Genomic DNA, 15695 nt, shown 5'->3' with positions numbered 1-15695 from the left:
ATAAGTCAATAAAACGGCGACGTTAAAATACATTTTTAACCCAGGTAAGTCAAGGAAACCCCGTTGACATATAGCATATTTAAGGATAATTTAGAGCTATATTAAATATAAAGGAAGTCATTATGGAAATCAGCATTCCGAAGCGCCGTGGAAGACCGCCAAAGAAGGACCCGGCAGACTTGAAAGCTTCGCCGGCAGAAAGTAGATTGCTTCGTGTTATTGCACCACCAAGAATTGATTCACTTCTCCGTCAGATGCAAAGCAAATTTGGGTACTCAGAAAGCGAAATAGTCCGTAGGGCATTGGATGCCTATTTAGAGCAGTTTATTGCCAAAGGCGATATCAAGGACCTTTGATTCGTTGCACGTCAAAGACCCGTTGACGTGAATTTGAATATCCGACATCGACAAGTGAATTGTCGGAAATGCTAAACCACAAACCAAACTCTCCATCCTGAATGCCGTCGGATTTATTCCGGGGGCATTTGTCGTTTCTGTAAACTTTATTCGCCATCTTTCGATATCCTTCCACCAGAAAATCCGCCATCATTCCAGATGTATCAAGCAATAATACCCTGTAAAACTTGGCATTTAGCTTAAAATATCTTGCTGACATTTCTGAAATCCTGTGATAATATTATGCTATAATAAAGCATATTACAAAAGGGAGGTAGCATGGATTTGTCAGTACCAGGAAGAAAAGCAACGCTGAAGGATATCCTTTCACCCCGGTTGCCGGAACCGGAGAGAGCGGAGTTCCGCGAGTGGGCTGAAAATGTTTGCACGGAAGATTTTGTTAAATGTTTACCGACGTACTTTTCTGTCGAAGAAATCAACACGGCGCTTGCGGAATACGTGTCTGAAAGGTTTCAGGAACTGGAATTTTTCTGTGATGCCCGGATTGATGCAGTGATTACAATTGGTCCCAACCGGTATGAATACCGTTGCTACAACGAAGCGATGCAGACTTGACCTCAAATCAGAACATGGGCGAATTATATATTGGGTACCCTGAACGATTTCATTAAACAAAAAAAGGAGGACATCCTGAACGAAATTGAACTAATGCTGATTTTATGTACTGCCACGCTGGTGGTAAGTTTTTATGCCGGTTGCAGTAAGATAGCGAATGTCATCGGTTCGTTTACTATTAACATTATTAACGACGCCGATGGGCAGAAACAATTAAACGAAGAACCGGTAGCAGAAAACAAAGATTAAACCGGTACTACGACTCGATTACGATTTACCGATATAGTGAAGTGCCGAAATCTTCGAAAACGAATAAATTTCGCTTCCATATCGACGCACCGTAGCCAGTACGAAGCGGAAAGATGTATTTCTGGATTGGAGAGAGTTGGAAAGAAGGGTGATACAGCTTCTTGATGTAAAGAGGTCAATAGATGAATTATGGGTTTGCTGTAAAATACCGCGTAGTAGAGCAGAACATTGACAACACATTGTACAATCGAACCGACCTGAGTTTGTTCAAAGTTTTATCAAGTTTGTAGTCGCGAGAATTGTCTGGCCAGAGAATCACTCTGGCCAGATCGGCGGCTGGAAGTATTGCCGCCGACATTTTAGACACAAAAAAAGCCCCACACTGCTCGTCAATCCCTTGCGGGGTATGACAAAAACAGATGTGGGGCTAATTTCTTTTCAATAATCGGAACAAACTTCGTGTTGCCGTGAAAATCAATACCGAAGTCTGCCGACGGAATACCAGAAAATTAATGACCGAGATAATGTTCCGTGATGGAAATTCTGTTATGACCCATTTCTTCGCTTACTTGCCCAAGGCTGGTTTTTTCACCGAACCCTGCACCCCTTAATTCCGAATATCTCTCCTGTGCAAAGCACCATCTTAATCCATGACTACCATTATACTGTTGGTCTGTACGTTCAGACGCCGATTTTAGGTCTTCACGATATGTATCCACGCTATGCGACAATGAACCATGCTCGGCTATATGTTGAACAAGCCGTTCATATGTCTCCGGTGAAAGGTTGCCGATATTTTCCTTGCCACCTTTACCTACGAAATCGAACGTCCCGACAACTTTTTCGGTGCAATCTTGCGACATACCATTTAATTGTCCAGCAGTGATATTGCTTGCTTCCGATAGTCTCGCGCCGGATTCTAACTGAATTTGTGCCACGAGCTGAGATATCCCGGACAGGTTTTCAACTAATTTAGCCGGGTCATCATACGCACGGGAACCTTCAAATCTGCTTAATTCCGCCCTTGCTTCCGGTCGGAGTTCATCAATCGCAGTTCTAAAATCAGGGTCTCGCTCTATTCCTCTTACACTTTGCGAAAATGATTCTATTGCCTGCTCCAGTTTTCCAAGCGCAGCGCAATATTGACTAAAATGACTGTAGCTTACGTCTTGCTCAATTTTATCCGCCAAAAACGACCGAACCGCTTCTGCATCCAGCTTTTCCATGTCCTTTATACCGAGTTCGGATTTTGCGTATTCACCGAATTCAATCCAGCGCTCAATATAGTTAGACATGGTGCCAGCCGAATAAATTCCGGTTTTTTCTGCTATCGCTTCGGATGTCGCGGACAAACCAGCACTTGATAGTTCTGAACGTGCTTCGGCTTTCGCTTCGTATTTGCTTTCACCAAGTTTATTCACTTCAACAGACAACCTACCACATTGACTACTAATTGAACCACGCATGGGAACCTCGCTTTCTTCCAGAATTTGTGAATACCCGCTGGCGTCGGACGGCGGAGTTAAGACTGAGCGCCTATTTTATGCCGTATGGCAAAGGGCAGGTGTCACCCATGTTCGCTTTTACAACCTGAACGGGTTGGTCATTATGCGGTGCTAAACGCTCGCAATGACGGCGATTGAAACCAAGGCTTTTTTCTGACGTTTACAACTGCGTTTTTGACGATTTCGTGTTGTTTTGGCTGTATGCCAAAACTTCACGAACTCGTGACCACTTTATGTGAAAACAACCTTGACGATTGAGAGTTGACTGTCGCGGTTGTCAGAGTTAGATGATGGATTATTAATTGATTGCAAAATGAACGGATAAGGAAACGTTATGGACGCAAAAGAACTTTTGCTTTGGTTTGCACGCCAGGAGATAGCTTTGCAGCAACAAATTATGCAAAGCATGATGGACGTGCGGAGAGAATACCTTAATGATTGTCGCTTGCATAAAAAGAAACCAGACGAAACCCCGGAGAATATTCATGGCTATCTGATAAAAGCTTTAAGGATAGCATGGAGGGAATCGGACGGTAGAAAGTTGTCAATCAGGGATGACTTAATATTGATTGACCAGAAGAAAGCAGAGCTTGAAGTATTGAAACTTAAAAGCAGGTCTGCAAGGAAACCGGTGAAGCGTGAGAAACTGGAAGGAGAGTGGGAACACATTATTGAAAAACTACGGGAGGAAGGGCTTTCATATTCAAGGATTTGTGACTATCTGGCTTCAAACCACAAGAAGAGAATCAGTAAAAGCTACTTGTTCAAAGTGTTTAATAATCGTGATTATTCAAAACCTGTATCAGTCGAAAAAGCACATGGAAACGGGTAAAACCGGAAAGAATGCAATAAAAGCAGAGAACCAGATAGGTATGGCTGGGGTTCAGTTAAGAAGTCTCAAGAGAGTAGAATTACTATACAATTAACTCCCTTGTAGCCGACAGTCAAGCTGTTTTATTGAATAATTACCAGTATTTCCGTAGTCTTATCAAATCTTCGATTATATCGGTAAAATCCTGACCACCAAATCTTATTTGAAATGGTGGTCTTTGTGTATGTCCTGCAAGAACAAGCAATTCAAGAATGTCGCTTGAATTTAACGTGTGAATGTCTTTGAGGCGGTCGTAGTATTATCCGACCAATTCAAACCTGCCAGAAACGAAATCTGGACGTTTCTGTGCACTATTGTGGATTGCTTAACAGGCTGATATTGATGGACTTTTGCTGAATACTATTTTCTTTGTTTTTCAAAAAATATCAGTCACATGAATTTTGCGACGCGATAAATCTGCGCCGGATACTCCAGGTCGCTATTCACTTCGTTCTGTGAGCGCCCCGGCATTGTCGGAATCAAAGCATTCCGACTGTCGGTGTCCAGTTTAGGCGGCTAAAACCATCCCGCCAACAAACATGGACATCGCAAGCGAAATTCAATAAAGGTCAACATCCTCTACCTGAACCTTTGGCGGAAATTTCCGAGATGTCCGGCTCGTTGGCCGTCCAGGTTCATGTGGGGTTTAAGGCATGGCGGAATTTCCGCTGACTCAATGCGAAAGTATTTCGTTTCCAGCATGGATGCCGTGAAGGGACACCAGCGAGTGTCCCAGGAGATGAAGGTTGTCGCCTCTAATCACAATTCCTGTTGCGATGTCAAAAACTGCCGAGGCGATACCAATCGTCCGGCGGTTTTCGCCTTTGATTGTGACAACACGCCATGCATGAGAAATAAATCCAAATACCTTGGAGTGGTAAAGAACCAACCTGAACCTCAATGGGTTTTCAAAAAACAAAAAATTCGAACTGCAATTAGGTATTTAATTTATTAACAAGAAAAGGCTTCTTTTTAGGGTACCACACAGACACCGTGGTTTATTGACAATCAGCTAAAACAAAGGTATTTGGCAACGAACAATCAACTACTTACGCGATTAGGCATGGTGTCAGTCAGACACCGTGCTTGAAATTCAAAATAGTTTCTCTTCTAACCCAGAATGTCAAAACCACGGTGTCTGTCAGACACTATGGTTTGTATATAAAACCCAGTAATTCGATTGAATATCGGTTCATTATATTACTAATAGTTGGAAACGAGTGTGTTTCAGTTTGTAGCGTGCTTGAAGTAGTTGCCACCGTGCTGAACATACCTGTACGTCCAATACGCAAAAAACCCGTAATAACGGGCTTTAAACTACAATAAATGTATAGGTGATTACGCCGGATTAGTCATTTTAGCTAAATTACTAACGTATTCTGCCCGCTTCGGGTCGGATTCAATAAACTTCTGAACACGCTTTGTCTTCGCATAATTGTTATGAGCTTCACGAATATTTGACTGATTAATCGTGCAATTTGTGTAGTTATTAAAATTAAGAACAAGATTTTCAATGCGAACAATATTGCCCTTCTCGCCAGTCATCTGGAAGTTTTTCAGTTCAGCCATTGTTGCTCTCACTGCAGACGGAACGTAATCAAAAGTTGCTACAGCCGTATCGTTCCCGTCAACGTCCTTCATTATAAATTTTTCCTGCATTTTGTAGACATTATGTGACCCGCCACCAACTTTATTATGTTTGGATTTTACAATATAGTTGATGTCTTCCAGAACTTTCAGTGCCCGAAATACCTGACTTCTTGAAACACCTGTAATTTCCTGAAGGGTATCTACACTTGGAAATGCTACCCCATTATTCATGTTTACGTGAATTTTGATTGCCAAATAAACCATAAGTGTATGCGGTCCCATATCTTTCGCGTCGCCAGACCGAAACATTTCACTAAAAATATGGACAAAATTTGTATCTACGTCATAAATATCTTTCAAACTCATATTCATTTCCCCATTCTGCTTTTGTGGATTTTGGGTTAAATCGTCTTTTAGACTTGATTCATAATTATGATGAGAATACTATCATCAAAAATCAAAGAAGTCAAGAAATAACCCTGTGATATCAACCACTTTGACAATTCTACGATTTAGGGATAAAAGTAGACCTTATCAAGAACAGAGGATAGTCGTATATATCCTCCTAAAACACTCGCCAGACACGTTTTTAGTATGATACATGCTACTGAAAACACGCTTCACGACGATTACACTCTGATATACCCACACCGAAACACCATCCCACTGTGTTTTAAGTATGATGCCGCGTAACTAAAAAACTTCTTGACGAAAGTTTTATCCCGGCCTATCATTTCGATAGTTGTCAAATTGTATGGAGACCATATGGATATCAAGCAGGCCGCAAAAATTATGAAAGCACTTTCCCATCCCAACCGACTTGAGATTTACCTCAGCATCGTAAAGGGTGACCAAGACGGATTTAAGACAGATGCTTGTGAATGTTGCGTCTCGGATATAATCGCTTCATTGAAAATCGGTGCACCAACCGTATCCCATCACCTTAAAGAACTTACCAATGCCGGTTTGATTACAACAGAACGCCAGGGAAAGTTCCTCATAGCCAAACCCAATCTGGCAACATGGGAAGAAGTCAAACGACTCTTGCCGGGTTAAGAGAAGAACCAATATCGAATTGTTTAAAGCCTGGACGCAGGCTTTTTATTTCAGCATACACTTCGACAAATATCAAAGTGTAAAACTATCAAACTGTCAAAGGAGAAGAGAAGATGAAATGCACATGTTGCTGTAAATCAGATAAGTGGACCACAGAGAATATTGGTGACCAAACCGGCAAGAATGCGATTGTAACCGGAGCAAACAGCGGAGTTGGCTACCATACCGCTTTGGAACTCGGACGTGCCGGCGCAAACGTAGTCATTGCCAGCAGGGATGAGGCACGGGGTAATACTGCCTTGAAGCAACTCCGCCAGGAAGCACCAGGAGCGAAATTCCGTCTTGAGTTTCTTGACCTGTCTGACCTTATGTCCGTTCGGCTATTTGCCGAGAAATATCTGGCGACAAACGAACCGTTGGACATACTTGTCAATAACGCCGGTATAATGGCTCTCCCGGAAAGAGAATTGACGGTTGAAGGATTTGAAAAGCAGTTCGGCACCAACCATCTTGGTCACTTTGCTCTCACCGGACTTCTACTTCCGGCGTTGCAAAGAAGCAAGACACCCCGCGTTGTTTCAGTGTCAAGTGCTGCGGCCACCTGGGGAAAGATTGAACTGGATAATCTGCAAAGCGAACGATTGTATAAACCGATGAGGACATACGGACAGTCAAAGCTTGCAAACTTGGCCTTTATGCTCGAACTTGGACGGCGGTTCCCTTGGCTGACTTCCGTAGCTTCACATCCTGGCGCTACCGTATCCAACCTTCAAAAACATAAATTTGAGTGTATTACCAAGATTATCGGTCAACATGGGTCACAGGGCGCACTACCATCACTACGAGCTTCCGTTGAAGAGACACGTTCAGGAACATACTATGGCCCAAAAAGCTGGTTTCAAATGCGTGGAACTCCGGTCGAAGTGAAGTTGCCATGTAGCTCACGGAAAAGCGAAGTGCATAGCAAGTTGTGGGAAAAGTCTGAACAACTCACCGGAGTTTGCTTTCAGTGTTAATCGAATGAAGTATGAGGCACTGAATACAAACGCGAAAGTTCAGTGCCTCATTCTTTGCTATTAAGAAACGTGGCGATTTTATCAAGACTCTTCCTAAATGGTTTATGTCTCCCGGAAAGCCAGTCAGATAACTGTTCCGGGTCGCGTTTCATGACAATGCCGAGCCGTTCAATACTCAATCCATTAGTCCAGCGATACCATTCTAACCGTTCAAGAGTGCCTTCCGGTTCCGGTCGAGGATTATACCCAAGGAACTTAATAATAGCCGGAATAAATCTTATCTCCGGTTCCCCGCGATTTAGTTCCCAGTTTGTTATGGTGCAGATGCTTACGCCTATTAGCTCAGCAACATTTTTCTGGCATAACCCCGCGTCCAGCCTTGCTTTTCTTAAATGGTCACCAGTGGTAATTGCTTGAACAGGATAACCCTTTGGTGTATTGTCATACGTTATGACTGTCCTGACTACATACAGTAAAGAATTGGGGGCGCAAGCGTGCCCCTGCGGCTATCTTGGCGATCCTCTCCACCCCTGCTCATGCACGCCGGTCATGGTCCAGCGCTACCGTTCCCGCATCTCCGGACCGTTGCTGGACCGGATCGACATTCACATCGAGGTGCCCGCCGTCAAGTACCGGGATTTGGCCGACGGCCGCGAGGGGGAGAGCTCACGGAGTATCGGCAGCCGCGTCGAAAAAGCCCGCGAGGTCCAGCGCGATCGCTTCAGTGGTTCGAAAGTACACAGCAATGCCCAGATGACGCCACGCTTCATCAAGAAATTCTGCGAGCCGGACGCAGCCGGCAACCGGATGCTCGAACTGGTCACCGACCGTCTTGGCCTCTCGGCCCGTTCCTACAGCCGCATCCTCAAGGTGGCCCGCACCATTGCCGACCTGGACGGCAGCGATGGGGTCCGCGAGCAGCACGTCTCTGAGGCGATCCAGTACCGCAGCCTGGATCGTAAGGCATCATCGTGACGTTCTCCTTTTTTGTCCGTATCCGCGTGCCTGGTCAAGTGTATGCAGTATGCGGAACGGCACATGCTAGATCATGAATTGTTAATAATTTTTTAGCTTGACTAAAGAAAGGGTGGCAAGTAAAATCCGGTTCTAATTTGGGGTAAACGCCATCAGCTTTGGTAGTACCGTCGGAGCAATAGTGAAATTACCAGTTTGTTATGTCCCAGCGTTTACAGGCTTTGCTTGTAATCACCATCACAAAACGGAGGTAAGAGATGTCAGAGTACGGCACACTGCAAGACCGCGTACGTTGCAAGTCACTGCTCAGCAAGGTCATGACTCCCGAGGAGACCATCCAGTTCTTCAAGCCGGGCATGAACCTCGGCTGGTCCGGATTCACCCCGGCCGGTTACCCCAAGGTGGTGCCCATTGCGCTGGCCGACCACGTGGAGAAGAACAACCTGCAGGGGAAGTGGAAGTTTAACCTCTTCATCGGCGCCTCCGTCGGGGCCGAGACCGAGGACCGCTGGGCCACCCTCGACATGATCGACCGCCGCTGGCCGTACCAGACCGGCAAGAACATCGCCGCCGGCATCAACGAAGGCCGCATCCGGATGGGTGACAAGCACCTCTCTCTCTTCGCGCAGGATCTGGGCTACGGTTTCTACACCAAGGACAGCGAGACTGGCCGTCTCGATCTGGGCATTATCGAAGTTTCCGCCATCACCGAGGACGGCGGCCTGGTTCCCACCACCTCCTGCGGCGTCATCCCCGAGATCCTGATGCAGTGCGACAGGATCATCGTCGAGGTGAACACCGGCGAGCCTTCCTTCGAAGGGATTCACGACATCATTGTCTGCGAGAATCCGCCCAATCGTAAGGTCATCGGCATCACCAAGACTGACGAACGGGTCGGCACAACCTACGTTCCGTGCGATCCGAGCAAGATCATTGCCGTGGTCGAGTCCAAGCTCCGTGACAAGGGGCGTGCCTTTGCCGAGCAGGACGACACCTCCGAGGCAATCGCCAACCACCTCATCGACTTCTTCTCCCATGAAGTGAAGGCCGGCCGTCTCCCCAAGAACCTCCTTCCGATCCAGTCTGGCGTCGGATCCATTGCCAACGCCGTCATCGGCGGTCTGGCCAAGGGGCCCTTCTACAACCTGACCGTTTTCACCGAGGTTCTGCAGGACACCATTCTGGATCTTTTTGATTCCGGCAAGTGCGATGCCGCTTCTGCCTGCTCCCTGTCGCTCTCCGAGAGCCCGGGCTTCCCGCGCTTCTTCGAGAACTGGGACAAGTACTTCGGCAAGTGCACCCTTCGTCCGCTCTCCATTTCCAACGCCCCTGAGCCGATCCGTCGCCTCGGGTGCATCGCCATGAACACCCCGGTTGAGATCGACATCTACGCCCACGCCAACTCCACGCTGGTCGGCGGTACCCGGATGATCAACGGCCTCGGCGGTTCCGGCGACTTCCTCCGTAACGGCTTCCTGAAGATCATGCACACCCCGTCGAGCCGTCCTTCCAAGACCGACCCGAACGGTATCTCCTGCGTGGTGCCGCACTGCTCCCACATCGACCACACCGAGCATGACCTGGACTGCGTCGTTACCGAGCAGGGTCTGGCCGACCTCCGCGGCATGGCTCCGAAGGAGCGGGCCAAGCGCATCATCGAGAAGTGCGCCCACCCGGACTACAAGCCGATCCTCAGCGAGTACCTGGAGATCGCCACAAAGGACTGCCTTGCCCGCAAGGTCGGCCACGAGCCGCAGCTGTGGGACCGCGCCTTCAAGATGCACCTCAACCTGGAGCGCAACGGCACCATGAAGATCAAGAACTGGGACGTGAAGATCGACCTCTGCGAGGGGTAAGCTCTCGTACCGTTCCGCAAACAAAAAACCCCACCGGTCTCCCGGTGGGGTTTTTTGTTTCAGTCTTATTGGGCAGCGAAGAAAAGGCCGCCTGGCGATACGTGGCCGGCAAGGGCGGGAGTCGACGCCCCATGCCCTTGCCGACCCCCTATTACAGTGGAATCAGGACTGCCTGCGGGGCTGCCCGCTCTTGGAACTGCGGTATTCGACAATCGGCCCGTTGGAAGACGAGCGCTCGCCCCAAGGGGAACGTTTGGCACTGCTGGGCCTGCTGCCGCCCGTTTTGCCGTTATCGCGGGGACCGTAGCTTTTACGGGCACCACTGGTGGAGCCTGCCGGTCTACTCCCTTTCCCGGCAGAGACGCGGGAGAGGGGGCGGCGCGGCTCAAGCCCCGGGATCCGGTGTTCGGGCAGGGATTGGCCGATGTAGCGCTCGATGCGGGCCAGGTAGCTGACCTCGTTAAGGGAGGCGAAGGAGATGGCGATGCCCGATGCCCCTGCCCGGCCGGTGCGGCCGATGCGGTGGACATAGTCCTCGGCGAATTTCGGCAGGTCGAAGTTGATGACATGGCTGATGCCGGTTACATCCAAGCCGCGGGCCGCCACGTCGGTGGCCACCAGAAGCCGTATCCTTCCCTGCTTCATGGCGGCGATGGTCCGGTTGCGGGCATTCTGGGGCATGTCGCCATGGAGGGCCGCGGCGGAATGTCCCTGATTCCTGAGCTCGACGGCCATATTCTCGGCGTCGCGCTTGGTGGCGGAGAAGATGATCGCCTTGTGGACGTCGCCATCGGTGATCAGGTGCTGAAGCAACCTGTTTTTGTGGGACAGGTCGTCGGCCACATGGAGGCGCTGTTCGATATTCTCATGGGTCGTTTTGGGGCCCGTGATCTCGATCCGCTCCGGTTCGCGCAGCAACCTCCCTGCCAGGCGCGCCATGGCATTGTCCATGGTGGCCGTGAAGAGGAGGGTCTGGCGGTCGGCGGGGGTAGCGGCGGCGATCCGGTCCACGTCATCGCTGAACCCCATGTCGAGCATCCGGTCGGCTTCGTCGAGGACCAGCATCTCAAGGCGGGAAAGGTCGAGGCTCCTCCGATCCAGCAGGTCCACGAGGCGCCCAGGCGTGGCTACGATCAGGTCCACCGGAGCCGAAAGGAGCCGGAGTTGTTCCCGATAGGGCATGCCGCCGAGGATGGCGCCGCTGCGTACCCGCAGGAGCTTGCCGTAGGAGCGGACCGCGTCGGTCACTTGGTTGGCCAGCTCCCGGGTGGGGGTCAGGACGAGCACTCGGGGACCGCGGCCGGGCTTTTGGGCAGGGGCTGCCAGACGCTGGAGGGCTGGAAGGACAAAGGCTGCGGTCTTGCCGGTGCCGGTCTGGGCAGTGGCTAGAAGGTCGCGACCCACCAATGCTCTGGGTATCGCTTCGGCCTGAATCGGGGTCGGATCAGTGTAGCCGCACGCGGCGACCGCCTTGAGGATGGGGGGGAGGAGGTTCAGTTCAGCAAAAGTCATTGAATCGTTTCCTTTAGGGTCGTTTCCGGACGCCAACGGACATAGCCGATCGGATTGCGGGCATGCAACGCACCATGCCACGCGCGTCGCGAAGGGCGCCGTGATCGTCACCGGAAAGACATGAAGAGTACGCGTGTGAGCCGCAGGGCAACCTGATGCCCTAATGGGGGACGGCAACAACACAGAATTGACTGGCATGAAACATCGTCGCCAACCGTTTGTGCTGCTGCGCCGTGAGGCGTTGCCGTAAGCAGAGGGGGGTTAGTGAGCGATGAAGCAAATGGCGGGGGTACTTCGGGGTGTGCCTGGTGGCAGGTTCCGCCTGAGCGTTGATCAGTCAACGGGCACCATACGGGATAATTTATGAAATGACAAGGATTATTTCCGGGCCTTGGGGTGGGCCTTGTCGTAGACCTCCATGAGGCGGTCGATGCCCACGTGGGTGTACTTCTGGGTCGTGGAGAGGGAGGCGTGGCCCAGGAGCTCCTGGATGGCCCGCAGATCTGCCCCCCCTTCGAGCATGTGGGTGGCGAAGGTGTGGCGGAGGGTGTGGGGAGAGATCTTCCGCATGGCAGCGATCCGAAGGATATGCTTGTCTATCACGCGCCGAACGCTGCGGGGGGTGAGCCGGCCGCCCCGGGCGTTGGTGAAGAGGGGAGCGTCGGGGTGGGGATGGTTCCGCGCCTCGAGGTAGCGGGAGAGGGAGGTGCGGGCGTGGCTTCCTACCGGCACGATCCGTTCCTTGCTCCCCTTGCCGAGGACCCGCACGGTGCCGTCGTCCAGGTCGATTCCCCCAACGTTCAGGCCGGTGAGCTCCGAAACCCGAACACCGCATGAATAGAGGGTTTCGAGGATGGCCCGGTCCCGCAGGCTCAACAGATCCGTTTCCCGGGGTGTTTCCACCAGGGCTGTCACCTCGTCGATGGAGAGATGATAGGGGACTCTTTTCTCTTTCTTGGGGGTGGAGACCAGCTCCGCGGGGTTCTTGGCGAGGCTCCCGATCCGGACCAGATGCTTGAAGAAGGCCCGCACCGCCGCCAGCTTCCGGCCCACGGAGCTTTTTGTGTGGTCCCGGTGCAGGAGCGCGAGCCAGCGCCGGATCAGGAGGTGCGAAACCCCCTCCGGCTCCGCCGACGAACCCAACTCGACCTGGACAAATTCCCGGAACTGGGCCAGGTCTGAGCGGTAGGCGGCCAGGGTGTTGGGCGAGGCATTGCGTTCCGTTTCCAGGTGGCGGATAAAGGCGGCTATCTCCTGTTCCATGGTGGCTCCTTTTTCGTAGCAGTCAGCATAGCAGATTTTTCGTGTAAACCGAACTCCGGTTGTTTCGGGGGGAAAAACAGGATATCCTTCTCTGGTTCCCCTTGTTCTTGACAAGGGTCGAGGCGCTGGGACGGCGCGAGAAGTACGATTCTGAAAGTTCAATATCCGGGGAGGTACATGATATCGTGAAACGGGTGGTCATCATCGGCATGGGGTTCGGCGGTATCCGGGCGGCCCGCGTTCTGGCGGGGAAAGGGCTCGACGTGGTGCTGGTGGACCGGAACAACTACCACCTCTTTCAGCCCCTCCTCTACCAGGTGGGAACGGCGGGCCTCGAGCAGGAATCCATTGCCTACCCGGTGCGGGCCATGGCCCGGCAGTGGCCCGGCACCCGCTTTCACTTGGCGGAGGTGACTGGCATTGATTTCGAGGCCCGGGAGGTGGTCACCGACAGCAGACGCATCCCCTACGATTACCTGGTGATTGGCGCCGGGAGCGTCACCAACTACTTCGGTCTCGAATCGGTGGAGCGCCAAGCCTTTGACCTGAAGGAGCTCATCGACGGGGAGCGGCTTCGCAACCATATCCTCACCGCCTTCGAGCGGGCGATGGTGGAGCCCGACCCGGCCCGGCGACGGGCCCTCATGACCTTCGTCATCGTGGGTGGTGGACCCACCGGGGTCGAGTTTGCCGGTGCCCTCATGGAGCTCGTTCGCTACGTCCTGGCCAAGGACTACCCCGATCTGAGCGTCCAGGCGGCGCGGGTCGTGCTGGTGGAGGCCTTTGACCGGCTCCTGGCCGCCATGCCGCCGGAGCTGCAGGTGTACACTCTGGAGAAGCTCCGAAGCATGGGGGTGGAAGTCCTTTTCAACGCCCGGGTGGTGGATGCGGGGCCCGAGCAGGTCGCCCTCCACGACGGTGCCATCATCCCGGCCCATACCCTTTTCTGGTCGGCGGGGGTCAAGGCGGCTCCCCTGGCCGGGACTCTTGGCGTCACTCCCAAGGCGGGGGGGCGGATCCCCGTGGAGCCGGACCTGACCATCGCCGGGCATCCCGAAGTCTTCGTCATCGGCGACATGGCGTACTTTGAGCAGGACGGCGCGGCGCTTCCCATGGTGGCGCCAGTGGCGATGCAGATGGGGACCTATGCCGGAGAGGCCATCGTAGCCCGGGAGAAGGGGGAGACTCTCCCCCAATTCCGGTACCGCGACCGGGGAAGTATGGCCACCATCGGGCGGAGCGCGGCCGTTGCGTGCGCATTCGGGATGAAGTTCCGGGGGTATGCGGCGTGGCTCGTCTGGCTCCTGCTCCACCTCTACTACCTGATCGGCTTCCGCAACCGGATCGTCGTCATGCTCAACTGGATCTGGTACTACTGGTTCCATGAGCGGCAGGTGCGACTTATCACCGAGCGGGTGGAGGAGTGAGCCACACCGTTGCCATCGAACGGGCCGGGAGTTACCGGCCCGACGTCGTTCAGCCCGCCCTTGCCCGGCTTCTGGCGCCCTTGGGGGGCATGGCTGCCTTCGTGAAGCCAGGGGAGCGGGTTCTCCTCAAGCCGAACATGCTCGCCGCCAGGGAGCCGGAGCGGGCGGTCACGACCCACCCGGAGCTGCTCCGGCAGGTGATCGGGCTGGTGCGGGAGGCCGGTGGGATTCCGCTCGTGGGTGACTCCCCCGGCGTCGGCGGCTTCCGGCGGGTGGCGGAGCGAAGCGGCATCCTGGCTGTGGTGGAGGAGACCGGGGCCGAGTTCGTCCCCTTCGACGAGACGGTGACGGTGCGGGGCCAGGGGCTCTTCAGGGAGTTTCAGATTGCCCGTCCGTACCTGGAGGCCGATCGCCTCATCAACCTTCCCAAGCTCAAGACCCACGAGATGATGACCATGACCTGCGCCGTGAAGAACCTCTTCGGCGCGGTGGTAGGAGCCGCCAAGGCGGGGTGGCACCTGAAGGCAGGGGCCGACCGGGAGCTCTTCGCCCGGATGCTTCTGGAGATCTACCTCCTGCGCAGGCCCGACCTGACCATCGTTGACGGCATCCTCGCCATGGAGGGTGACGGGCCGGGAAGCGGCGACCCTCGCCCCTGCGGCCTTCTCCTTGCCGGCACGAATCCGGTGGCGGTGGATGTCATCGCCGCCGAACTGGCCGGTATCCCCAAGAAGCTCCTCTGGGTGGAGCGGGCCGCCGAGGCGCAAGGCATCGACGGCTGGGACCGGACCGCCATCGAGACCCGGGGAGTGGCGGTCGATGAGGTGAAAATTCACCCCTTCCGCCTCCCCCACCTCTCCGATGTCCAGTTCGGCCTTCCCCGTTTCCTCAAGAACCGGCTCCGCCACTACCTCACCTCGCGCCCCTGCGGGAATCCCGAGACCTGCACCCTCTGCGGCATCTGTCGCGACGCCTGCCCACCCGGGGCCATCGAGATTCGGGAGGGGAGGCTCCATTTCGATTACCACGCCTGCATCCGCTGTTTCTGCTGCCGGGAGCTCTGCCCCGAGGGGGCTCTCGGCGTACGGGAAGGGGCGCTCCTGAAAATGATTAAGAGATGTGTATAAAGATATTTAATCGCCCCCTCCGTTGACATTGTCCGGGGGGGTGATTACTATTGAATCAGGCCCGCGAAGGCGGGAACATCATTGCGAAAGGAGAACTCGGCCATGTGGACCACGATCTATATGCTTCGCCCGGTAACCCGTTGCAAGGAGGGTTGCCGACTCTTGCCCGTCGCGTAGTGCGGCGGGCTTAACCACCAGCCCCCTGCCCCATGGCAGGGGGCTTTTTCGTGTCAACGGTTCCAGCGCGGGACCGTTTCTGTTATACATACTTCTCACA

15 protein-coding genes are annotated in these 15695 nt (G+C 53.1%); 9 read left to right on the top strand and 6 right to left on the bottom strand.

The annotated features are described in order from the left end of the window. The first annotated feature begins 122 nt into the window (after window positions 1-122). Entirely contained in the window at window positions 123-356 is a 234-nt protein-coding gene (locus tag RCH91_RS05780) for a hypothetical protein (RefSeq protein ID WP_306533661.1), read from the top strand. Here RCH91_RS05780 and RCH91_RS05775 read toward each other — a convergent pair. Continuing rightward, a complete protein-coding gene (locus RCH91_RS05775) occupies window positions 343-615 on the bottom strand; it encodes a hypothetical protein (RefSeq protein WP_306533660.1) in 273 nt (90 codons plus the stop codon). The genes RCH91_RS05780 and RCH91_RS05775 overlap by 14 nt on opposite strands. A 59-nt stretch (window positions 616-674) precedes the next feature. Between RCH91_RS05775 and RCH91_RS05770 the strand changes: the two genes are divergently transcribed. Then, a complete protein-coding gene (locus tag RCH91_RS05770; RefSeq protein ID WP_306533659.1) occupies window positions 675-971 on the top strand; it encodes a hypothetical protein in 297 nt (98 codons plus the stop codon). Between the two features lie 758 nt (window positions 972-1729). Here the strand turns inward: RCH91_RS05770 and RCH91_RS05765 are convergent. Next, window positions 1730-2686, bottom strand: a complete 957-nt coding sequence (locus tag RCH91_RS05765) for a hypothetical protein (protein WP_306533658.1) — start codon at window positions 2684-2686, stop codon at window positions 1730-1732. A gap of 373 nt (window positions 2687-3059) precedes the next feature. Between RCH91_RS05765 and RCH91_RS05760 the strand changes: the two genes are divergently transcribed. Continuing rightward, window positions 3060-3557 (top strand): hypothetical protein, encoded by a 498-nt coding sequence (locus tag RCH91_RS05760; RefSeq protein WP_306533657.1) that lies wholly within the window; start codon window positions 3060-3062, stop codon window positions 3555-3557. A 1377-nt stretch (window positions 3558-4934) separates the two neighbouring features. On the opposite strand, the gene RCH91_RS05755 is transcribed toward RCH91_RS05760, so the two are convergent. After that, window positions 4935-5552: a helix-turn-helix domain-containing protein gene (locus RCH91_RS05755; RefSeq protein WP_306533656.1), complete on the bottom strand. Its 618-nt coding sequence runs from the start codon at window positions 5550-5552 to the stop codon at window positions 4935-4937. 399 nt (window positions 5553-5951) lie between these two features. Here RCH91_RS05755 and RCH91_RS05750 point away from each other — a divergent pair, with 399 nt between their 5' ends. Both RCH91_RS05750 and RCH91_RS05745 read left to right on the top strand, forming a co-directional pair. After that, window positions 5952-6242, top strand: coding sequence for a helix-turn-helix transcriptional regulator (locus tag RCH91_RS05750; protein ID WP_306533655.1), 291 nt, complete (start codon window positions 5952-5954; stop codon window positions 6240-6242). Between the two features lie 113 nt (window positions 6243-6355). Further along, a complete protein-coding gene (locus RCH91_RS05745; protein ID WP_306533654.1) occupies window positions 6356-7258 on the top strand; it encodes an oxidoreductase in 903 nt (300 codons plus the stop codon). A 47-nt stretch (window positions 7259-7305) separates the two neighbouring features. Here RCH91_RS05745 and RCH91_RS21415 read toward each other — a convergent pair whose 3' ends face one another. Then, entirely contained in the window at window positions 7306-7668 is a 363-nt protein-coding gene (locus RCH91_RS21415; protein WP_373694369.1) for a helix-turn-helix domain-containing protein, read from the bottom strand. A gap of 40 nt (window positions 7669-7708) precedes the next feature. Here RCH91_RS21415 and RCH91_RS05740 point away from each other — a divergent pair, with 40 nt between their 5' ends. Then, window positions 7709-8233 (top strand): ATP-binding protein, encoded by a 525-nt coding sequence (locus RCH91_RS05740; RefSeq protein ID WP_306533653.1) that lies wholly within the window; start codon window positions 7709-7711, stop codon window positions 8231-8233. 257 nt (window positions 8234-8490) lie between these two features. Further along, window positions 8491-10089, top strand: a complete 1599-nt coding sequence (locus RCH91_RS05735) for an acetyl-CoA hydrolase/transferase C-terminal domain-containing protein (protein ID WP_306533652.1) — start codon at window positions 8491-8493, stop codon at window positions 10087-10089. Window positions 10090-10251: 162 nt separating this feature from the next. Here RCH91_RS05735 and RCH91_RS05730 read toward each other — a convergent pair whose 3' ends face one another. Next, entirely contained in the window at window positions 10252-11601 is a 1350-nt protein-coding gene (locus tag RCH91_RS05730; protein WP_306533651.1) for a DEAD/DEAH box helicase, read from the bottom strand. A gap of 378 nt (window positions 11602-11979) precedes the next feature. Then, window positions 11980-12864, bottom strand: coding sequence for a tyrosine recombinase XerC (gene xerC, locus RCH91_RS05725; protein WP_306533650.1), 885 nt, complete (start codon window positions 12862-12864; stop codon window positions 11980-11982). A gap of 185 nt (window positions 12865-13049) precedes the next feature. On the opposite strand from xerC, the gene RCH91_RS05720 reads away from it, so the two are divergent. Together RCH91_RS05720 and RCH91_RS05715 are read left to right on the top strand one after the other, a co-directional pair. Then, window positions 13050-14291 (top strand): NAD(P)/FAD-dependent oxidoreductase, encoded by a 1242-nt coding sequence (locus tag RCH91_RS05720; RefSeq protein WP_306533649.1) that lies wholly within the window; start codon window positions 13050-13052, stop codon window positions 14289-14291. Beyond that, window positions 14288-15418 (top strand): DUF362 domain-containing protein, encoded by a 1131-nt coding sequence (locus RCH91_RS05715; protein WP_306533648.1) that lies wholly within the window; start codon window positions 14288-14290, stop codon window positions 15416-15418. Before RCH91_RS05720 ends, RCH91_RS05715 begins: the two co-directional genes overlap by 4 nt. Window positions 15419-15695: the final 277 nt, after the last annotated feature.

The sequence above is a fragment of the Geobacter sp. genome, assembly GCF_030834625.1.
Taxonomy (GTDB): domain Bacteria; phylum Desulfobacterota; class Desulfuromonadia; order Geobacterales; family Geobacteraceae; genus Geobacter.
The sequence above is the reverse complement of the archived record's forward strand: the minus strand, read 5'-3'. Positions and strand labels throughout refer to the sequence as shown.